Genomic DNA, 19042 nt, shown 5'->3' on the forward strand with positions numbered 1-19042 from the left:
TACCTCGCTGAGGCTTCGGATTCGTGAGCGCGGGATGACCGCCTTGCGGTGCGCTCGGCGGAGTGGGGACTGCCCCGGCTCGGCGGCGAACGCAAACCGGTCGTGACCGTGAAATCGTTCGCTCCGCCGTTCGTCTCGTCCGATGCAGGCGCGTTGACCGCGTGCCTGGTGCTGCGTCCGTCGGCGGCCGTCGACCGGCTTGCGCCGATCAAGGGTGAGCCCTCGCCGATCGCCGACCGCGCGCAGGAACAGCACGCGATCCTGGTCGGGACGCTGCGCGACCACAAGGTCGGCGTGCACGAGCTCGTCTCGCACACCGGTTCTCCCACCGAATCGCTGGTCGCCGACTGCGCGATCGTGCTACCGCAGGGAGCCGTCATCGCGCGGCCGTCGCAGATCGAGCGGCGCGGCGAGGTCGCCGAGATCGAGCGGTATCTCAGCCAGCTCGGGATCCCGATCGCTGGGCGCATCGAGGCGCCGGGCGTGCTCGACGGAACCGACGTCGCGCTCGGCCCCGGCCGGGTCTACGTCGGCGTGCCGCTCGCGGGCGCCGGCCTGCGGCCGCGGTCGAACGAACTCGGCCGCCGCCAGCTCGAGGCGATCGCAGCGCAGCAGGGGATGACCGTCGTCGAACTCGCGGTCGCGAACGACGTCCCGCGCCTGCGCGACGTGTTCGCCGTCGTGGGCAGCGATCTCGTGCTCGCCGCGCCCGATCGTGTCGACCTCGCGCAGGTCACCGGCGTACGCGTCGTCGCGCTGCCGCGCGGCGAAGAGTTCGCCGCGGGCGTACTCCCCGTCGGCGAACGGCGCGTCATCGCGAACCTGCGCTTCCGCGAGTCGATTGCGATCATGCGCCGGGCGAAGATCGCAGTCGACGCGATCGACTTGTGGGAGTTCGGCAAAGCGGGATTCGGCCCGTTCTCGCTGGCGCTCGCCGTGAAACGAGGCTGAGCCTGCGCATCGCGGTCCTCTCCGATCTGCACGGAAACCAGCACGCGCTCAAACGCTGCCTTGCGGATCTGCGGTCGCGCGGCGGCGCCGACGTCATCGTCGCCGCCGGCGATCTCTGTCTCGACGGTCCGAAACCGCGCGCCGTGCTCAAACGCTTGCGGGCCGAGGGCGTGCGCTCGCTGCGCGGCAACACCGATCGCATGATCGCGCTTTCCGACATCACCGTGCTCGATCCGGAGGATGCTCGCGCGGTGCGCTGGGCGCGCAAGAAGATCGGCCGCGAGTGGTCGATCTGGCTGGGCGAACTCCCGCTGACGATCGAGTTCGGCAACGACGAGAACGGCCTGCTGATCTGTCACGCCAACCCGAAGAACGACGACGAGCACGTGTGGCCGGACGCCGACGACGCGCAGCTCGAGCGCCTCTTCGCCGGCGTCCCGCAGCGCACGATCGCGTTCGGTCACCTGCATTTGCCGTACGTGCGCGTGTGGCGCGGGCGCATGCTGGTGAACGTCGCTTCGGCGGGACTCCCGAAAGACGGCGATCCGCGCGCGCACTACACGATCTTCACGCGCCGCGCCGACGGCTGGGAAGTGCAGCCGCGCCGGGTCGACTTCAACGTGAAGAAGGTCGCGCGGCAAGTGCGCCGCAGCGGGATGCCCGATTTCGACAAGCACGTCGCGACGCTGCGGCGGCACCGGTATCCAAAACTCGGTGCGCCGGGTTCCCTGATACCGTGAGCGTTCCGGCACTCAAAATCGACGGACTGATCAAGCGCTACGGCGAGTTCACGGCAGTCGACGGCATCTCGTTCGAGGTCGAAGAGGGCGCGTTCTTCGGACTGCTCGGGCCGAACGGCGCGGGGAAGACGACGACGATCAACGCGATCGTCGGCTTGGCGAAGATCTCCGGCGGCTCGATCGCGCTCTTCGGCCACGACGTCCAGCGGGACTGGCGCACCGCTCGCCCACTCGTCGGCGTCGCGCCGCAGGAATACAACTTCGACCGCTATCTCAACATCCGCGACGTCCTGATCTATCAGGCCGGCTACTACGGTCAGCGCGGCGCGGCCGTCGCCAAGCGCGCCGATCTGCTGCTCGAACGCTTCGACCTGACCTCGAAGGCGAAACAGCCGTACACCCGCCTCTCGGGCGGGATGAAGCGGCGGCTGACGCTGGCGCGCGCGCTGATCCACGAGCCCCGGCTGGTGATCCTCGACGAACCCACGGCCGGCGTCGATGTCGAGCTTCGTCTCGAACTCTGGTCGCTGCTGCGCGAGCTGAACACCAAGGGAACGACGATCATCCTGACGACGCACTATCTCGAAGAGGCCGAGGAACTGTGCGACCGCATCGGGATCATCCAGTCGGGAAAACTCGTCGCGCTCGAGACGACGCGCCGGCTGGTCGGCGAAGGGAACCTGCAGGACGTTTTCCTCGAATTGACGCGCCGCTGATGACGAACTTCGTCGGCTTCGAGACGCTGGTGAAGCGCGAGATGGTCCGCACGTTCTCGATCATCAACCAGGTCATCTGGCCGCCGGTGATCCAGACGCTGCTCTACGTCTTCGTGTTCGGCCTCGCGCTCGGAAGCCGCATCCACAACGTGCAGGGCGTCTCGTACGCGCAGTTCCTGATCCCGGGCCTCATCATGCTGCAGGTCATCGATCAGACGTACAGCGAGAGCTCCAGTTCCGTGTTCCAGGGACGGTTCATGAACTCGATTCAGGAACTGCTGATCGCGCCGCTCTCGGCGGCGGAGATCGTGTTCGGCTACGTCGTCGCGGGCGCGGTACGCGCGCTCTTCATCGCGCTGCTGATCACCTTGCTCGGGATCGTCTTCGTGCACACGGCGCCGATCAACTGGGGACTCTACGTGCTGACGATCCTGCTGGTCGCAGTACTGTTCTCGGCGCTCGGGGTCATCTTCGGGCTGATGGCGGAGAAATTCGACCACATCGCGGTGCTCACGACGTTCTTCATCACGCCGCTGGTCTTCGTCGGCGGCGTGTTCACCTCGACGCAATTCCTGCCGCCGCTCGTGCAGAAGATCTCGCTGGTCAACCCGATGTTCCACATGATCGACGCGTTCCGGTACAGCTACACCGGGACCGGCGACGAACCGCTGGGCGTCGCGCTTGCGATCGTGACCGTGCTCGCCGCCGCCGCGCTCGCGGTGGCGCTCTCCCTCACTGCCGCCGGATACAAGCTGCGCACCTGAGGGCGGGGCCGCCCGTCTGCAACCCTCCCGCGGTCGGCGCCCGTCGCTACGGTCGATGAACCGCTTCGTCCTCGGCGCCGCGCTCGCGGTGCTCGCGCTCACCGGATCGCTTGCCGCGCAGGCTGCCCCCCTCCCCGGTCCGGTCGTCGGGGCGCCGGCGCCCGAATTCGCGCTCACGACGATCGACGGGAAACGCGTCCGGCTCGCGGACTATCGCGGCAGGACGCTGGTCGTGAACGTCTGGGGTTCGTGGTGCCCGCCGTGCCGGCTCGAGACGTCCGACCTGAACGCCGAGGCCGCCGCGCAGGCCGCGCACGGCGTCGCGTTCCTCGGCGTCGACACGACCGAACCCGTGGCAACCGTCCGCGCGTTCGTCGCCGCGAAGGCGATCGTCTACCCGCAGGCCGCGACCGACGAAGCCGGCGAGTTCGTGCGCGCGTACGGCATTCGCAACTTTCCGACCACGCTGGTCATCGATCCGCAGGGCATCCTGCGGGCGCGGCACGCCGACAACGTCCTCCCGCGCGCGCAACTGCACGCGTACATCGTCGCCGCGCAGGCGTGGAAGAGCGCTCCGCTGACGAGCGCGTTCCAAACACAGCTCGACGCACTGCTCGCCCCCGCGTCGTATCCGTTCGCCGGCGATCCGGCGGCCGTGCGTTCCGCGGCGGCGCGCGCGGCGGCGGCGATCGCGCAGGCGGAGAACGCGCTCGACGACGCGATGGACGATACCTCGCGCGACCACGATCTGATCAAGACGCACGAAGAAGAAGAGACGCTGCGCGCCGCCGCCATCGCCGCGCTGGCGCCGGTCGCCGTGTCTGACGCAGATCGCGCCCTGCTGGCGCGGCTGCGCGGCGACGAAGCGTCGGCGCTGGGCGATTGGAAGGCCGCCGACGCGGCATACGCGCAGGCGCTGCGGCTCGCGCCCGGCGACCTCGACGCGCTCGCCGCCGACGCGTACGCCGTCTCGCAGCTCGGCGATCCGGCGCGCGCCGTCGCGATCGACGCGCAGCTCGCGGCGAAGAAGCCGTCGTACTATGCGTTCGCCGGGCTCGGCCGCGCACAGGCAGACGCCGGCGACGTCGCCGCCGCGGAGGTCTCGTTCGACCGCGCGCAAACGCTTGCCGCGATGCCGGCACAGCTCGCGTGGACGAACCTCTACTACGGCCGGATGGAGGCGAAAGCGCAGAACCCCGCCAAAGCGCGCGCCGCCTTCGCGCGCGCCCTGGCCGCCGCGCAGACAATCCCCTCGAACGACCCGCGCGCAGCGTGGTACGCGGAGCAGGCGCAGGAAGGGATGATCGCGCTGGGGATCCTGCCGGGCGCGGCGACTGCGCTCTCGCTCGCTCCCTGGACAGGCCCCGATCTCCCGGGTTCGGTCGCGAGCACGATCAAATACCGGCTCGCCGTCACCGGGAAGCCGGGCGCGAACGTTGCGCTCGCAGCCGGCGGCTTGCCGCCGCATTGGATCGGCTCGTTCTGCTCGGACCGCGTCTGCGCGCCGTTCCGCACCTCGGTGATCGTCCCGGCGGGCGGCGTGAAGATCGTCGAGTTTCAAGTCGTTCCGCTCGGTCCCGCGAAGGTCTCGACGATCAGCGTGCACGTCGACGCATCGGAACACCGCAAGCGCGTGGCGAGCGCCGTCGCGGAGGTACGGGTCTGATGAGCGTCCTCATCGCGGCCGCCGTCGCGAGCGCGCTCGCGCTCAGCGGACCGCAGGTCGGCGCGCCGGCCCCGGAGTTCCATCTCACCACGCTCGACGGGCGGTCCGTCTCGCTGGCGTCGTATCGCGGCAAGACGCTCGTCGTCAACGACTGGGCGACGTGGTGCCCGCCGTGCCGCGAAGAGACCTCCGATCTCATCGCGTCGGCGAAATCGCTGAGCGCACGCGGCGACGTCGCGTTTCTCGGCGTCGACTCGACCGAAACGGCGCCGATCGTGCGCGCGTTCGTCGCGTCGAAAGCGGTGCCGTACCCGCAGGCGATCGACGACGCGCACGGCTTCCAGCACGCCTACGACATCCGCGCGTTCCCCACCACAATCGTGATCGGCCCCGACGGGATGCTGCGCGCGCGCTACGTCGGCAACATCACCCCCGCGGTGCTCGGCGGTTTCGTCGCCGACGCGCGCGCCGGGCGCGACGGCGTCCTCGCATCGGCGGCGCAGCGCCGCGTCGACGCGCTCCTCGCGCCGTCGGCGTTCACGTTCACCGGTGATGCCGCCGCGCTGCGAGCGACGGCCGCAAAGGTCGCGTCCGCGATGGAGAAGGCCGAGGCGGTGGACGGCGATACCGATTATCTGCGTACGCAAGCCGAAGAGAACGCCCTGCGCGACAAGCTCGCGGCTGCGTTCGCGCCCGTCGCGACCGAAGACCGCGACCGCGCCGTCGTTGCGCGTCTGCAAGGCGACGCCGCCGTCGCGCGCGAGCAGTGGGACGACGCGATCGCGGCGTATCGCCGCGGACTTGCTCTGTCGCCGAACGACGCCGATCTCGCGGGCGGGTACGCTGAAGCGCTGCGCGGCAAGGGTGAGTACGGCGCCGCTGCCGACGCCTACGCGCGGCTTGCCGAACTCGCGCCGAGCGTCGATGCGTACGTCTCGCTCGGCGAGGCCGACGCGCACGCCCGCCGCTTCGCCGACGGGTCCGTCGCGTACGCGCAAGCGATCGGCCGCGCGCGCGCCGCGGTCGCCGCGTCGCCGAAGGATGCCAAAGCGATCCGGAAACTGGCATGGGCGTACCTCTACCAAGGGCGGCTCTACGCGCTCGCGGGCGACCGCGCGCGAGCACGCGCGTCGTTCGCACAGACGAGCGCCTGGGCGTCGCGCCTGCCGAAGAACGACACCCGGTACGCGATGTACCTCGAAGAAGCGCAGGAGGCGACGGTCGCATTCGACGCCGCACATCACGGCGGGAAAACGACGGTCTCGCTCGCGCCGTGGACGGGTCCCGACCTCCCGGGCTCGGCGGCGAGCACCTTCAAGTACCGGCTCGTCGTGGCGGGTGCGCCCGGCAAGACCGTTGCGCTGAACGCGACCGGTCTGCCGAAGCGCTGGATCGCGTCGTTCTGCAGCGACCGGCTGTGCACGCCGTTCCGCACGACGATCGCGCTCCCCGACTCCGGCGTGAAGGTCGTCGAGTTCACCGTCGTCCCGCGCACGCCGGCAGCGACGTCGCCGTTTGTCGGCGTCGAAGCCGACGGCGCGCACGCGGCCGTGCAGGTGCGTTAAGTCGGCTACGGACCTCAGTGCGCGGCGGCGCGTTCGAAGCCGCGCAGGACGGCTGCGAGCCTCCCGTTGATGTCGGCGGCCAGCGGCGCGAGCGCGTCGTTGCCGACGATCCCGAGCATCGCGCCGGCGTCGATGACGCCGACGGTCGTGCGGCCCTGCGCGCGTCGGACGAGGACGTTGCACGGCAGCAGCAGGCCGAGATCGGGCTCGGCGGCGAGCGCGGTGCGGGCAGCATCGGGGCGGCATGCGCCGAGGATGACGTACTCTCCGATCTCGGCGCCGAGCTTCGCGCGCAACGTCGCGGCGACGTCGATCTCGCACAGCACACCGAACCCCTGCTCGGCGAGCAGTTCTTTCGCGCGCGCGATCGCGGCCGGCACGTCGAGCGCGACCTCGGTACTGTTGCCGTAGGGCAGCGAAGTGATGTTCATGCGGGTTGATACTCCTCGCGGTGAAGGGGAGTGCGGTTCGCGCGCGCGGCGGCGTGCTGCGCCGCAGCAGGCCGCGCGACTGCGGCGTAGAGCAAGGGGACGATGAACAGCGAGAGCACGGCGCTGGCGCCCATCCCGAACACGAGCGCCCACGCCAGACCGCTCCACACCGGGTCGAACGCGATGACCACCGCCGAGAGCATTCCGGCGGCCGCGGTGAGGGCGATCGGCCGGGCGCGCACGCTCCCCGCGTCGATGAGCGCTTCGCGCAGCGGCGCTCCCTGCGCGAGACGTTCTTCGACGAACTCGACCAGCACGATCGAATTACGTACAACGATTCCCGCCAGCGCGATGACGCCGATCATCGCCGTGGCGCTGAAGTACACGCCGAACGGTGCGAGCAGCGCGAAGCCCGGCATCACGCCGATCAGGCCGAGCGGAACGGCGCTCAGAACGACCAGCGGGACGCGCAGCGAGCGGAAGCGCGCGACGAGCACGAGGTAGATAAGCACGAGTGCACCGGCCATCGCAAGCCCGAGATCGCGGAACACGTCGAGCGTCAGCTGCCATTCGCCGTCCCAGCGCACGGCGTAGCCCGGCAAGATCGCGGCGTTGCGGCGCAGAGCGAGAAGCGTATCGATCACCGCATAGGTCGAGCTGCGCCCCGCCATCTCGCCCGAAACGTAGTCGACGTCCTGTCGATCTTCGCGGATCGCGGCTGCCGGCGTGCGTTCGGTGACGACGCGTGCGACCGACGCGAGCGGGACGGTCCCCGCGGTCGTGCTGGGGATCTGCGTCTGCGCGAGCGCGTCCAGCGAACGCCGCCGCTCGTCACCGTAGCGCAGGAAGATCGGAACGGGGTCACGAGCCTCGGGAAGGCGCACCGTTCCGGACGCGATGCCGCCGAGCGCGGCGGCCGCCTCGGTTGCCGCGAGCTGCGGGGAGACACCGCTCAGCGCGGCGCTGCGCTGGTCGACAACCAGGTGCGCGCGCACCGGCTGCTGTTTCACGGAGCTGTCGACGTCGACCACGCCGGGCTCGGCGCTTACGAGATTCTCGACACTGCGCGCGATCGACGCGCGCACGGCGGGATCGGGGCCGCTCACCACGCCGAGAACCGTCGCGCGCACCGGCGGGCCGGGTGGCTCCTCGACGAGCCGCACCGCCGCTGCGTACGGCGCACCCGCGGCCTGAAGCGCTGGGCGCATGCGCCGCACGAACGATTCGGAACTCTCGTGCCGCTCGTGCGTGCCGATCAAGTTCACGCGCAGTTCGGCGTTCCAGGCGGCGTCACGGAAGAACGAGCCGCGGAGCACGCCGTTGAAATCCGGGACGGCGTGCGTGCCGACGAACGTTTCCACGTCGCGCACCGTCGGCTCGCGCAGCAGCACCGCTTCGACGGCGGCGGAGGCGCGACGCGTCCGTTCGAGATCGGTCCCGGCCGGCTCGTCGATCGCGACTGAGAACGTCTCTTCGTTCTGCGCCGGGAGCATCCGGAAGCGCACCAATTGCGCGAGGGGGAGGAGCATCGCGACGGCGAGCGCCGCCGCGACCGCGCCAACGAACAGACGCGCGCGCCGGCGATTGTCGAGCAGCCCGCCGAGCAGTCGGCGGTACGTCGTCTCCCAACGGCTGCGCGCCGCGTGCCGCACCGTCGGCGCCATCCGCAAGATGCGCACGGCGGCCCACGGCGTGACCACCAACGCGATCGCGAGCGACGCCAGCATCGCGATCGGGACGTCGAGCGGGATCGGACGCATGTACGGGCCCATCAGCCCGGTGACGAACGCCATGGGGAGAAATGCGAGGATCACGGTGAGCGTGGCGAGGATCGTCGGGCTCGCGACTTGAGCGACCGCGCTCACGACGAGCTCGCGGCGCTCGCGGCTCCCGGCGCGCGCGTGGCGATGAATGTTCTCGATGACGACGATCGCGTCGTCGACGAGCAGACCGAGCGAGAGGATCAGCGCAAAGAGCGTGATGCGGTTGATCGTCTGGTGCGCGAGCGTCGCGACGCCCAACGTGATGAAAAGGGTCAACGGGATCGCCATCGCGACGACTGCGGCTTCGCGCCAGCCCAGCGCGACGAGCAGCAGCAACGAAACGATTCCGATCGCTTCGAGCAGGCGTTGAAAGAGTTCGTTTACCGCCGCGTTCGCTTTCGCGCCGTCGTTGCGCGTCACGGCGAGGCGCACTCCGGCGGGGAGCGCAAACGCGCGCGTCGCCGTAAGGACCGCCGACGCGACTTGGACGACGTTCGTCCCGCTGCGTTTGGCGATCGCGATGCTCACCGCGCGTTCGTCGCGCACCGCGCCGCGTTCGGAATACGTCGCATACGTCTCGCGCGGTGCGAGGGCTGGAGCGACCGTCGCGATCGCACCGAGCGCGATCGGCACGCCGGCACGTACGCCCACGGTCGCGTTCGCGACGTCGGCAACCGATGCGAGCGGTGCGCCCGCGCGCACGTCGATCCGCGACGTCCCGTCGCCGACGTATCCGGCCGGCTGCTCGGCGTTTCCGCGCAGGGCCGCGTCGATCTGGGCGAACCCGACGCCGTAGCCCGCCAGCCGTGCCGGGTCGATGGTGACGTTGACGATTCGGCCGCGGCCGCCGTAGAGCGTCAGCGTACCGACTCCCGGAAGCGGGGCGAGCGCGTCGCTCAGCCGGTAGGCGAGATCCCGCAGCGCGCCATCATCGTACGTAGCACTCGCGAGCGTGAGCACGACGACGGGAACGTCGTCGACATCGATCCGCGAGACGACCGGCGTTTGCGCATCCGGAGGAAGGGCGCTGCGATTGCCCAGCAGGCGCGTGTAGAGGTCGACATAGGCGGCGGTGGGATCGGTTCCCACGCGATAGCGGACGGTGATCGTCGATCGGCCGTCCTGCGAGTTCGCGTAGAGGTGCTCGACGTCGCCGATCTGGCCGATTACGCGCTCGAGCGGGACCGTCACCAGGCGCGCGATCTCGTCGCGGGAGCGGCCCTGCGCATCGGTCGTCACGATCGCCGTCGGGACGTTGATCCGCGGATTCTCCTCACGCGGCGTTACGGCGAGAGCAAGCACACCGCCCGCCACGACCGCGGCGACCAGCACGGCGGTGAGCTTGGCATCGAGAAAGGCGCGCACGATGCGCGCGAGCGGGCCGAAATCGTCCATTTCCGTCCCCGTTGTATCATACCCATGGGGGTATATACAAGAATACTGTCGGGGGTATAATCGAGTGGTGCCCGCAGCTTCGAAGTCCGACTCCCGGCGGCTGACCCTTCCCGACGACGAGGTACGTGCGCTTCAGCGCCGCCTGCGGCGCGTCGAAGGCCAGATCCGCGCCATCCAGCGCATGCTCGACGAGCGCGCCGATTGTCACGCCGTCGTCCAGCAGATGTCGGCAGCACGCGGAGCGCTCGACCGCTCGATGGTGCAGCTCATGGTGGGCAGCATGGCCGAGTGCATGCGCGATCCCCGCGGCGCCGTCGACGAGCGCGAGATGCGCCGCCTCGGGGAACGCTTCGCAAAGCTGCTCTGAACGAGCGATCGTGTTAATGCGGCGCGTTATGCGCGCCGCCTCGCGATCGCGAGCGGTTCGACATCAGGCACCAGCCGGTGTACGCCGACTGAATCAAGTTCACGCCGACGAACGCGCCGAGCCAGAGCCAGCGGAGATCGACGTACGCCGCGAGCACGAGGCTCGCGAGGGCCACCGTTCCGCCGACCGCTCGGACGATGCGTTCGATCGTCCATCCGCGACGGTCGGCGGGTGCTCCCAGTTCCGACCACAATGACGTTCGCATGAGCGCCTCCGTCCGCCATCGTTGCACGGAGATGCGAAGCGCCGGCGAAGGCCCGTTCCGAACTCGCTCCCGCAGCGCCGCGTCAGCGCGCGGAGCCACCCATCACCACAGAACGCCGTCGCCGACGAGGATGTAGAGAATCGGGCCAACGCCCCACAGCAGGGCGACGATCGCCCAGATCGCTTTCTGCATGCTCGTGAGGTCGCTGCGCGCGGCGAGGTTGATCCACGTGAGTACGACCGCGACCGGATGCAGAAACGCCGAGATGAGGATTTCGAGCGTGAGCTTCATGCGCTCAGAAGAACGGGTTGTGGGCGCGTTCCGCGCCGATCGTCGAGGGCGGCCCGTGGCCCGGCATCACCACCGTCGCCTCGTCGAGCGCGAACAGCTTGAGCCTCACGCTCGCGAGCAGATCCGCGTAGGTCGACACGTCGGCGAAGATCCCGCCTACCGAACCAGCGAACAGCGTGTCGCCGGTGAAGACCGTCGAGCGGAAGAGGAAGCACGACGAGCCGTCGGTGTGGCCCGGCGTGTGCAGCATGCGGATCGCCGCGTCGTCGCCGAACGGCAGGTCGTCGCCGTCGGCGACAGGGAGCGCGCGGTGCGCGAGCGCGCCGATTGCGTGTGCGTCGCTGCGGTGCATCACGATCTGCGCGTCGGGAAAAGCGCGCGCGACGTCGGCGGTCGCGTCGCAGTGGTCGGCGTGCTTGTGCGTGATGAGGATGTAGCGCAGCGCGTAGGGCCCGTCATTCACCGCGCGCAGCAGCGTCTGCGGAAGCCCGGCCGGATCGATGAGCGCGGCCGTCTTCCCGTCGCCCAGGAAGAAGAGATAGCCGTTCGACGGATGCGGATCGTGGGGGTGGTGACGCACGTCGTGCGGGATCTCGGCGTCGGGGTACCAGCGCCGGGCCGCGGCGTCGGCGAACTTCCCCGGATCGAGCCGCAGCACGGTCGCGACGGCACGCGCCTCGTCATCGCGCGGAACGCCGTCGCCGCGGGTCCAGCCCGCGATCGTTGCCGCGTCGAGCCCGGTGCGCTGCGCGAGCGTCCGCGAATCGAGCCCTGCCCCGCGCATCGCCTTGCGGAGCACGTCCGCCGGATCGTCTTCGAGCGGGATGCGCGGCCAAGCATCCATTACGTCGCTTCGATCGTGTCCAGCCCGGCGAACGTTGCACCCGGGGTCGGAGCGCCGCCACGGCCGGCACCCGGGCCGAGGACCACGCGCGCGTGGCTGCCGCCGTCCGGACGCCGCGTCACCGAGAAGTCCTCCGCCAGCGCCGCGACGATGTACAGCCCGCGCCCGGACTCGCTCAGCACGTCGGCGGGCAGTTTGGGCAGATGCCGGAATCCCGGGCCGCGATCGAAGACGTGCAGCACCGGGAGCGGCCCGTTGCGATCGAGCGCGACCTCGGTCGTGCCGCCGGCGTACCGCACGACGTTGCCGACGAGTTCCGCGAACAGCAGTTCCGCCGATCCGATCGCGTCGACCGGGAGTCCGTGATCGCGCAGCGCGTCGGAGAATTCCCGGCGCACGTCGCGCGCCGCGTCGGCGTCGCCCGATGCGAACGACCAGCGCCGGATCGCGCGCTCGTCGCCGCCGGCGCGGCGCAGGGTGAACACCGCGACATCGTCGTGCGACGGCTCGGAGAGCACGGTGTCGTGGAGCGTGCGCGCAGGGTGCGGTGACTCGACGATCGCGCCGGCGCGCGACGCATCGCGCAGCCGCGCTTCGCCGGGTTCGACGTCGCGCGTCGCTTCGATGAGGCCGTCGGTGTAGAGCACCAGCATCGCATCCGGCAGCATCGGGGTCGTGAGTGTCACCCGCGGGAGACGGCCCGGGACGCCGAGCGGCAAACCCTCCGCGGCGAGTTCGGTCAGCGTCCCGTCGGCCGAGCGCAGAAACGGGCGAGGGTGGGCCGCCGATCCGTACGTGAGGAGCGAGGTCACCGGGTCGAAGACGGCGACGAAGGCGGTGGCGATCCGGTCGTTGCCTTCGGCCTGCAGCGTCCGATCCGCGGCATCGAGCATGATCGCCGGGTCGGGATGCACGTGCGCGACCCCGCGCAGGACTTGGCGCAGGTTCGTCATCGTGACCGCGGCGTCGATCCCCGATCCGCAGACGTCGCCGATCGAGATCACGATGCGGCCGTCGACGAGCCGCAGCGCGTCGTACCAGTCGCCGCCGACGCGCGAGGCGTCGCTGGCCGGACGATAGTACGCGTCGAAGGCGAGGCCGGGCGTGCGCGGGAGCGCGTTCGGCAGCGCGGCCTCCTGCAGCGTGCGCGCGATCCGCCGCTCGTGTTCGTAGCGTTGCGACATCTCGTGCAGCTTCAGCGAGAGCCGGCGTCCGCGCATCATCGTCTCGACGCGTGCGGTCAGCTCGACCCGTTCCACCGGGCGCAGCAGCACGTCGTCGATCACGCGCCAGGCGTCGCGCGTGACGAGCCCGACGTCTCGGCGATCGCTGATCAGCAGGATCGGCAGCAGAATCGGTTCCTGCGCCGCGCGCAGCGCTGCGAGCGCCGACCAGCGTCGATGCAGGGTCAGGCCGTCGACGACGCAAAGGTCGACGCCCGCGTCGATCTCGCCTTCGACGACGTCGTAGCGCTGAGCCAGCAGAGCGGCGAGCAGCCGCTGATTCGCCCGCGCCGCGAGTTGGACGAAGATGCGTTCGCGCGCCGGGCGCGGTTCAACTGGGGAGGACCAGCGGTTCATCGTCGGTCAGCGGAATGTTCGAGAAGATCGACTTCAACTGGAGCGGCGGCCCGATACGCACCCCCGACGCGGTGATCGCGAACTCGCGCACGGTTTTCTCGAAGTCGCTGAGCCGTTTCTTCAACACGCCGATGCCGCGCCGGATTTCTACAGCGCCGTCGCTGACGCGTTCGATATAGCGCAGAAAGATCACGTTGTCGGCCAGATATCTGATCCCGACGTCGGTCACGCGAAAGTTGAGCAAGTCCTTGAGTTCGTCGATCAGGAGCACGGTCACGCCGACGTTCTGCAGGTAGCGCCCGAGCGCGTGGATGCGCTCGGAGAGATCGTCGGAGACGGAGATCCGGTAGCCGCTCACGCTGTCGATCATCACGATGCGCGTGTCGCGCTCTTCGACGTCGCGGCGGACGATGTTCGCGAATTCGTCCGGGCCGAAGCGGAGCGCTTCGAGTTCCACGACGCGCAGCTTTCCGGCGGCGATCATCGCGCGCACCGGGATTCGTACTGCCTCGCTGCGCCGGATCAGCGTCTCGGCGCGTTCGTCGAAGGTGTAGATCACGCACGAATCGCCGCGTCGCGCGGCCTCGACGACGAGCTGGATGCCGAGCGTGGTCTTGCCGACGCCGGTCGGCCCGCTGATCAGCGAGACGGTGCCGCGCTCGATCCCGCCGTGCAGCAGCGCGTCGAACTCCGCGATCCCCGACGAGAGCGGATGCGGTTCGAACGCCCGCCGGTGCGTCTCGGGGATGAGGCGCGGAAAGACCTTCGCGCCGTGGCGGTCGAGCGAGAGCGCGTGCATTCCGCCGCGAAACCCCGAGCCGCGAAACTTCGTCACCGCGATCTCGCGGTTGCGCTTGCCGAACCCGAGCTCGATCACGCCGTCGGTGATGAATCGCAGATCGTCGTCGGGCGCTTCGCGCGTCGACTCGGAGGTGACGACGACCGAAGCCCCGTTCTCAGCGAGGAAGCGGAGCAAGGCAAGGACCTGCCGGCGAAATTGATAGGCGTCGGTGGTGAGATGACGCAGGTGCGTCATCGAGTCGACGAAGACGCGGCGCGGCTTCACGCGCCGCACCGTCTCGAGGATCCGCGCCGTCGTCGGCTCCGACTCCACCTCGCGCGGGGAGAAGATGTCGTAGGCCTCCGCGTTCGCGAACACGTCGGCGCTCGGGCTGAGATCGAGCACGTCGACGCCCGCGGCGTCGAACCCCGACCGCTCCGCGTTTGCGCGCAATTCGGCCTCGGGTTCCGCGAAGCTGATGTAGACGACGCGCTCGCCGCGCTTGAGACCCTCGACCAAGTAGTGCCAGCCGATCGTGGTCTTCCCGCTCCCGGGAAGCCCGCTGATCAGATAGGTACGGCCCGGGACCAACCCGCCTTCGAGGACTTCGTCCAACCCCTCCACGCCCGTCGAGACCCGACCAGTATTCACAGGGTAGGGCATCCCCCGGAATCGCCTGGTTCTATCCTGGGAACCGGACGCGCCGGCGCACGGGTTGAATGGGGCGGAATGTCTCCCGCCTCCCACGCCAAGGTCGCCATCATCGGGTCAGGTCCGGCCGGGCTCACCGCGGCCGTTTACGCGGCCCGCGCGAACCTGGCACCGATCGTCTTCGCCGGCCACATGTACGGCGGCCAGCTCATGCTGACCACCGAGGTCGAGAATTACCCCGGCTTCCCCGAGGGGATCATGGGCCCCGATCTCATGGAGGCGTTTCGCGCGCAGGCCGAGCGCTTCGGTTCCGTGATCCACAACGTCGACGTCACCGAGGTCGACTTCTCGGTGCGGCCTTTCGTCCTGCGCACTGCCGAGGAGAACTATACTGCGGACAGCGTGATCGTCGCGACCGGGGCGAGCGCACGCTGGCTCGACATCCCGGGCGAGGCGCGGCTGCGCGGTCGCGGCGTCTCGACTTGCGCGACGTGCGACGGCGCGTTCTTCCGGCAGAAGCACATCGCCGTCGTCGGCGGCGGCGACTCGGCGATGGAAGAGGCGCTGTTTCTGACGCGTTTCGGGAGCAAGGTCACGGTGATCCACCGGCGGGACGCGCTGCGGGCGTCGAAGATCATGGCCGACCGTGCGCTGCGTCACGAGAAGATTGCGTTCATCTGGAACACCGCCGTCGAAGAGGTCATCGGCGAAGATGCGACGGCCGCGCTCAAGCTGAAGAACCTCGCGACCGGCGAGGAGTCGACGCTCGACGCCGATGCACTGTTCATCGCGATCGGACACGATCCGAACACGGCGATTTTCCGGGGTCAGCTCACCCTCGACGACGCCGGCTACATCGTGAGCGACGACGGCGTGCGCACCAACATCGAAGGCGTGTTTGTCGCCGGCGACGTTTACGACATCCGCTACAAGCAGGCGATCACGGCGGCCGGTTCGGGCTGCAAGGCCGCGATCGACGTCGAGAAATATCTCGAGGGTCTCGAAGCGGAGCACGCGGCCGCGGTTCCGGCCTGATGTCGACCGAGATCGAGCGGCTCGGCGTCCCGGTAGGCGCGGCGTATCCCCACGCGATGGACATCTTCCGGCGCCTCGACGGGCTCGAGGCGTTGGGGATGATGCAGCGCGGCGAGGTGCCGGTCACCAACATCACGCGCTGGATGAACTTCTCGCTGGAGACCGTCGAGCGCGGGCACGTGACGTTCGGGATGGTCCCGCACGAAGAACTCTACAACTTGATCGGCTCCGTCCACGGCGGGATCATCACGACGCTGATGGACAACGCGCTGGGCTGCAGCGTGCAGTCGATCCTCCCGGCAGGCCGGGTCGCGACGACGATGGATCTGCACACGCGATTCCACCGCCCGGTGACCGCCGCGACCGGCAAGGTGTTCGCCGACGCACGCGTCGTGCACAGCGGCCGCCGTACCGCAACCGCCGAAGCGCACCTGGTCGACGCCGCCGGAACCGTCTACGCCACCGGCACCTCGACCCTGATGATCCTCGAAGACCGCTCGACGACGTAGCAACGCTGAGCGAAGTGTCACGCTGTCGACGGCGCTACCGCGGCGGCGGGACGAGCCGGTTCTTGATCTCGGGGACGAAGTATTCGCCGCGCAGCACCTGCACGTCGGTGACGAGCACGACGCCGGAACGCGCGTTCAGCAAGGGAACGATTACATCGAGGATCGGGTCGAGGTGGTCGCGCGTCACGATCGTGACGAGCACGCACATGTCGCCCTGACGGTGCCCGTGGTGCCCGTATCCGGTCACCTCCGGGATCACGGTGTAGCCGGTCGCGTGCTGGTCGAGCAGTGCCGCAACCGCCGGCACCTGATCGTGCTCGAGCACGATCTCGATCCGCTTCATCGTGTTGAGGATGCGGCGCCGCATGGCCGGTGATTCGCTGCCGCCGCGCCGTTCCCCAGGGCGATCCTGTTGTTAGCGGCGGTAGAAGAGCGTGACGTGCGGGTTTTGCGGGTCGGGCTGGTTCTGAATCGCGACCGCGAAGACGTTGCTCGGGTCCACGTGGTGACGCTGCACGTACTCGCTGAGCGAGTTCTGGTCTTCGCTCTCGCCGTTGGCGCGGTCGTTCGAGGCGACCGTCGCTTTGTCCATCGCAGCCCGCAGGGCGCTGCGGCGACGCGCGGTCAGCATGCGGCGCTCGCTCGGGCCCAGGCCCGAAACGGCGATCATGCTGATCTCGCCTTCGGAGATCTGATTGCGCATCGCGGCCAGCATCTGCGTCTCGCGGTCGATCCGGCTCACGGCGTACGAGGCGGTCGGGAGGCGGTGCTCGTCGGCTTGCGCGCCGGCCGGCGGCGGGCTCGCGGCCGCGGCGACGAGGAGCGCTGCTGCGAAAAGTGTGGAGCGTTGCATCGGAAGATTGTTCCCGGCGGAGGCTTGGCGCTACCGCCGACGAGCGATCCCTTACACGTGGAGCAGCGCGTTGCGCTGGTGCAGATCTTCCGTGTACGCCTGCTCGATGAGCGCCGCGTAGCGCCGCTCAACCACGCGCCGCTTCACCTTCAGCGTCGGCGAGAGTTCGTCGTCTTCGATCGTCAGGTCGCGCGGAAGAAGCGCGACCCGGCGCACCTGCTCGAACGCCGCCAAGTCGGCGGTGTGCGTCTCGACTTCGCGGATCACGAGCGTGCGCACGCGGTCGTCGGTCGCCATCGCGGCGGTCGTCATCGCGCCGAGTTCGAGTTCTTTGCGGATGAGATCCCAGTTCGGCGCCACCAGCACCGCCGGATGCGGCTTGTCGTCGCCGAACGCCATCACCTGACCGACGTAGATCGAGCGTTTGATCGCGGTCTCGATGCGTGAGGGCGAGATCCACTTGCCGCCGCTCGACTTGAAGAGTTCCTTTTTGCGATCCGTGATGACGAGATGCTCGCCGTCGAACCGTCCGATGTCGCCGGTCTGGAAGAACCCGTCGGCGGTGAACGGCTGTTCCGCGGGCGGCAATTGGTAGTAGCCGAGCATGACATTGGGCCCCTTGACGAGGATCTCGCCGTCGTGGGCGATCTTCACCTCGACGTTGCGGATCGGCGTTCCGACCGTTCCCAATTTGACGTTCGACGGCCGGTTGACGGTGACGACGGGCGACGTCTCGGTGAGGCCGTAGCCCTCGCAGACCGGAAGCCCCAGCGCGGCGAGCGCGAGCGCTGTGTCGCGGTGCAGCGGCGCGCTCCCGCTCACGAAGTAGCCGAGACGGTCGAGGCCTAGCGCCGGCTTGATGCGTTTCAGAACGAGCGCCTGCGCGAGCGCGTTCTGCACGCGAAGCACGGGATTGACGAATCCGTCGCGCAGCGCGCGCTCGTAGGCGACGCCCGCTTCGATCGCCCACGGGACCAGCTTCGCTTTTACGCCGCCCTGGACGCGCGCGTTTCCGACGATGCCGGCGATCAGCCGTTCGAAGATGCGCGGCACGAACGCGACGTGACTCGGGCGGATCGCCCGGAGATCCTCGAGCAGCCGTTCCGGCGTCGTCACGTAGATCGTCGCGAGGTTGTAGAGATAGCCGAGCGCGTCGGTGTGCTCGAAGATGTGCGCGAAAGGCAGCACGGAGAGCGCGCTCTCGCCCTCCTTCAAGTCGCTGAGATCGGGGTCGAACGCGTCGTGGACGTTGGAGCTGAGGTTGCGATGCGAGAGCATCACGCCCTTCGGCGTACCGGTCGTCCCCGACGTGTAGATGAGCACGGCGAGATCGTCGAGCGCGGTCTGCGCGGTAAACGTCGCCAGCTGCGAGGGATCGGCGTCGAGCAGGGCTTCGCCCTCGGCGACCAGCGCCTCGATCCCGAGCTCCGTATCGCCCGCGAAGCTGACCAGCGGCGGCGGCGCGGGGACCGCTTCGCGCACGTGAGCCGCGGCGCCGGCGTTTTCGACGAACGCGAACTTGGTTTCGCTGTTCGCGAAGATGTAAGCGATCTGGTCCTGGGCGCTCGTCGCGAACATGGGGACGACGACGGCGCCCGCGTAGAGGATCCCGAAGTCGGCGACCAGCCAGTCGACGCAGTTCTCCGAGAGAATCGCGACCCGATCGCCCCGCTCGATCCCGCGCGCCCGCAGGGCGCAAGCGATCGCGGAGGCACGCCGGTGGACGTCGCCGCTGCTGAGCGCCCGTGTCGTGCCGCCGTGCCGCTCCGCCAGGGCGATCGCGCGCGGCACGGAGAGCCGCTCGGCGATGAAGGCTGGAAGAGTGGGCAGCGGATCAGGGCGCGTCATCCGATTGTTGAAAACTCCGGCGCAACA

Annotated in this window: 19 protein-coding genes; 9 read left to right on the forward strand and 10 right to left on the reverse strand. The window is 69.2% G+C overall.

All coding sequences use genetic code 11. The features are described 5' to 3' along the window. Positions 1 to 48 precede the first annotated feature (48 nt). From WPS_RS04520 to WPS_RS04545, 6 genes are read left to right on the forward strand one after another with little or no spacing between them, the layout of a single operon-like run. Positions 49 to 951 carry a hypothetical protein gene (locus tag WPS_RS04520; RefSeq protein ID WP_317996660.1) on the forward strand — a complete coding sequence of 301 codons (903 nt, stop codon included), beginning with the start codon at positions 49 to 51 and terminating at the stop codon, positions 949 to 951. Further along, positions 888 to 1691: a metallophosphoesterase family protein gene (locus tag WPS_RS04525; protein WP_317996661.1), complete on the forward strand. Its 804-nt coding sequence runs from the start codon at positions 888 to 890 to the stop codon at positions 1689 to 1691. The genes WPS_RS04520 and WPS_RS04525 overlap by 64 nt, the downstream gene beginning before the upstream one ends. Beyond that, entirely contained in the window at positions 1688 to 2407 is a 720-nt protein-coding gene (locus WPS_RS04530) for an ABC transporter ATP-binding protein (RefSeq protein WP_317996662.1), read from the forward strand. Before WPS_RS04525 ends, WPS_RS04530 begins: the two co-directional genes overlap by 4 nt. Then, positions 2407 to 3171 carry an ABC transporter permease gene (locus tag WPS_RS04535; RefSeq protein WP_317996663.1) on the forward strand — a complete coding sequence of 255 codons (765 nt, stop codon included), beginning with the start codon at positions 2407 to 2409 and terminating at the stop codon, positions 3169 to 3171. Before WPS_RS04530 ends, WPS_RS04535 begins: the two co-directional genes overlap by 1 nt. Before the next feature lie 55 nt (positions 3172 to 3226). Further along, entirely contained in the window at positions 3227 to 4837 is a 1611-nt protein-coding gene (locus tag WPS_RS04540) for a TlpA disulfide reductase family protein (RefSeq protein WP_317996664.1), read from the forward strand. Further along, a complete protein-coding gene (locus WPS_RS04545) occupies positions 4837 to 6402 on the forward strand; it encodes a redoxin family protein (protein WP_317996665.1) in 1566 nt (521 codons plus the stop codon). The genes WPS_RS04540 and WPS_RS04545 overlap by 1 nt, the downstream gene beginning before the upstream one ends. 14 nt (positions 6403 to 6416) lie before the next feature. Here the strand turns inward: WPS_RS04545 and WPS_RS04550 are convergent, their stop codons facing one another. Next, complete coding sequence (locus WPS_RS04550; protein ID WP_317996666.1) at positions 6417 to 6833, reverse strand: DUF302 domain-containing protein; 417 nt, start codon at positions 6831 to 6833, stop codon at positions 6417 to 6419. Continuing rightward, the gene (locus tag WPS_RS04555; protein WP_317996667.1) at positions 6830 to 9991 is read right to left on the reverse strand and encodes an efflux RND transporter permease subunit; all 3162 of its coding nucleotides are present in this window, start codon (positions 9989 to 9991) and stop codon (positions 6830 to 6832) included. The genes WPS_RS04550 and WPS_RS04555 overlap by 4 nt, the downstream gene beginning before the upstream one ends. A gap of 67 nt (positions 9992 to 10058) precedes the next feature. Here WPS_RS04555 and WPS_RS04560 point away from each other — a divergent pair, with 67 nt between their 5' ends. Next, a complete protein-coding gene (locus WPS_RS04560; protein ID WP_317996668.1) occupies positions 10059 to 10358 on the forward strand; it encodes a metal-sensitive transcriptional regulator in 300 nt (99 codons plus the stop codon). A 13-nt stretch (positions 10359 to 10371) separates the two neighbouring features. Here WPS_RS04560 and WPS_RS04565 read toward each other — a convergent pair whose 3' ends face one another. The 5 genes from WPS_RS04565 to WPS_RS04585 form a co-directional block, all read right to left on the reverse strand. Continuing rightward, positions 10372 to 10611, reverse strand: coding sequence for a YgaP family membrane protein (locus WPS_RS04565; RefSeq protein WP_405054930.1), 240 nt, complete (start codon positions 10609 to 10611; stop codon positions 10372 to 10374). Between the two features lie 114 nt (positions 10612 to 10725). Beyond that, positions 10726 to 10914 carry a PLDc N-terminal domain-containing protein gene (locus WPS_RS04570; RefSeq protein WP_317996670.1) on the reverse strand — a complete coding sequence of 63 codons (189 nt, stop codon included), beginning with the start codon at positions 10912 to 10914 and terminating at the stop codon, positions 10726 to 10728. Between the two features lie 4 nt (positions 10915 to 10918). Then, positions 10919 to 11758 carry an MBL fold metallo-hydrolase gene (locus WPS_RS04575; protein ID WP_317996671.1) on the reverse strand — a complete coding sequence of 280 codons (840 nt, stop codon included), beginning with the start codon at positions 11756 to 11758 and terminating at the stop codon, positions 10919 to 10921. After that, positions 11758 to 13338 carry an ATP-binding SpoIIE family protein phosphatase gene (locus tag WPS_RS04580; protein WP_317996672.1) on the reverse strand — a complete coding sequence of 527 codons (1581 nt, stop codon included), beginning with the start codon at positions 13336 to 13338 and terminating at the stop codon, positions 11758 to 11760. The genes WPS_RS04575 and WPS_RS04580 overlap by 1 nt, the downstream gene beginning before the upstream one ends. Further along, on the reverse strand, positions 13313 to 14782 hold the full coding sequence (locus WPS_RS04585; RefSeq protein WP_317996673.1) for a DUF7125 family protein: 1470 nt from the start codon (positions 14780 to 14782) through the stop codon (positions 13313 to 13315). Before WPS_RS04585 ends, WPS_RS04580 begins: the two co-directional genes overlap by 26 nt. Before the next feature lie 66 nt (positions 14783 to 14848). On the opposite strand from WPS_RS04585, the gene trxB reads away from it, so the two are divergent. Both trxB and WPS_RS04595 read left to right on the forward strand, forming a co-directional pair. Continuing rightward, a complete protein-coding gene (trxB, locus tag WPS_RS04590) occupies positions 14849 to 15805 on the forward strand; it encodes a thioredoxin-disulfide reductase (RefSeq protein WP_317996674.1) in 957 nt (318 codons plus the stop codon). Further along, complete coding sequence (locus WPS_RS04595) at positions 15805 to 16314, forward strand: PaaI family thioesterase (protein WP_317996675.1); 510 nt, start codon at positions 15805 to 15807, stop codon at positions 16312 to 16314. Before trxB ends, WPS_RS04595 begins: the two co-directional genes overlap by 1 nt. A 34-nt stretch (positions 16315 to 16348) precedes the next feature. Here the strand turns inward: WPS_RS04595 and WPS_RS04600 are convergent, their stop codons facing one another. Genes WPS_RS04600 through WPS_RS04610 form a run of 3 tightly spaced genes read right to left on the reverse strand, consistent with a single transcriptional unit; the run spans position 16349 to position 19015 of the window. Then, the gene (locus tag WPS_RS04600; RefSeq protein ID WP_317996676.1) at positions 16349 to 16681 is read right to left on the reverse strand and encodes a P-II family nitrogen regulator; all 333 of its coding nucleotides are present in this window, start codon (positions 16679 to 16681) and stop codon (positions 16349 to 16351) included. A gap of 48 nt (positions 16682 to 16729) precedes the next feature. Next, positions 16730 to 17167, reverse strand: coding sequence for a hypothetical protein (locus WPS_RS04605; protein ID WP_317996677.1), 438 nt, complete (start codon positions 17165 to 17167; stop codon positions 16730 to 16732). A gap of 51 nt (positions 17168 to 17218) precedes the next feature. Then, complete coding sequence (locus WPS_RS04610) at positions 17219 to 19015, reverse strand: AMP-dependent synthetase/ligase (protein WP_317996678.1); 1797 nt, start codon at positions 19013 to 19015, stop codon at positions 17219 to 17221. Positions 19016 to 19042 lie beyond the last annotated feature (27 nt).

It is taken from the genome of Vulcanimicrobium alpinum, from assembly GCF_027923555.1.
Lineage (GTDB): Bacteria > Vulcanimicrobiota > Vulcanimicrobiia > Vulcanimicrobiales > Vulcanimicrobiaceae > Vulcanimicrobium > Vulcanimicrobium alpinum.

Excerpts from the sequence above, each read along its gene's own strand:
- WPS_RS04535 (WP_317996663.1), top strand. The coding sequence starts at position 2,407 with ATGACGAACTTCGTCGGCTTCGAGACGCTGGTGAAGCGCGAGATGGTC.
- WPS_RS04540 (WP_317996664.1), top strand. The coding sequence starts at position 3,227 with ATGAACCGCTTCGTCCTCGGCGCCGCGCTCGCGGTGCTCGCGCTCACC.
- WPS_RS04545 (WP_317996665.1), top strand. The coding sequence starts at position 4,837 with ATGAGCGTCCTCATCGCGGCCGCCGTCGCGAGCGCGCTCGCGCTCAGC.
- WPS_RS04550 (WP_317996666.1), bottom strand. The coding sequence starts at position 6,833 with ATGAACATCACTTCGCTGCCCTACGGCAACAGTACCGAGGTCGCGCTC.
- WPS_RS04555 (WP_317996667.1), bottom strand. The coding sequence starts at position 9,991 with ATGGACGATTTCGGCCCGCTCGCGCGCATCGTGCGCGCCTTTCTCGAT.
- WPS_RS04570 (WP_317996670.1), bottom strand. The coding sequence starts at position 10,914 with ATGAAGCTCACGCTCGAAATCCTCATCTCGGCGTTTCTGCATCCGGTC.
- WPS_RS04575 (WP_317996671.1), bottom strand. The coding sequence starts at position 11,758 with ATGGATGCTTGGCCGCGCATCCCGCTCGAAGACGATCCGGCGGACGTG.
- WPS_RS04580 (WP_317996672.1), bottom strand. The coding sequence starts at position 13,338 with ATGAACCGCTGGTCCTCCCCAGTTGAACCGCGCCCGGCGCGCGAACGC.
- WPS_RS04585 (WP_317996673.1), bottom strand. The coding sequence starts at position 14,782 with ATGCCCTACCCTGTGAATACTGGTCGGGTCTCGACGGGCGTGGAGGGG.
- trxB (WP_317996674.1), top strand. The coding sequence starts at position 14,849 with ATGTCTCCCGCCTCCCACGCCAAGGTCGCCATCATCGGGTCAGGTCCG.
- WPS_RS04595 (WP_317996675.1), top strand. The coding sequence starts at position 15,805 with ATGTCGACCGAGATCGAGCGGCTCGGCGTCCCGGTAGGCGCGGCGTAT.
- WPS_RS04600 (WP_317996676.1), bottom strand. The coding sequence starts at position 16,681 with ATGCGGCGCCGCATCCTCAACACGATGAAGCGGATCGAGATCGTGCTC.
- WPS_RS04605 (WP_317996677.1), bottom strand. The coding sequence starts at position 17,167 with ATGCAACGCTCCACACTTTTCGCAGCAGCGCTCCTCGTCGCCGCGGCC.
- WPS_RS04610 (WP_317996678.1), bottom strand. The coding sequence starts at position 19,015 with ATGACGCGCCCTGATCCGCTGCCCACTCTTCCAGCCTTCATCGCCGAG.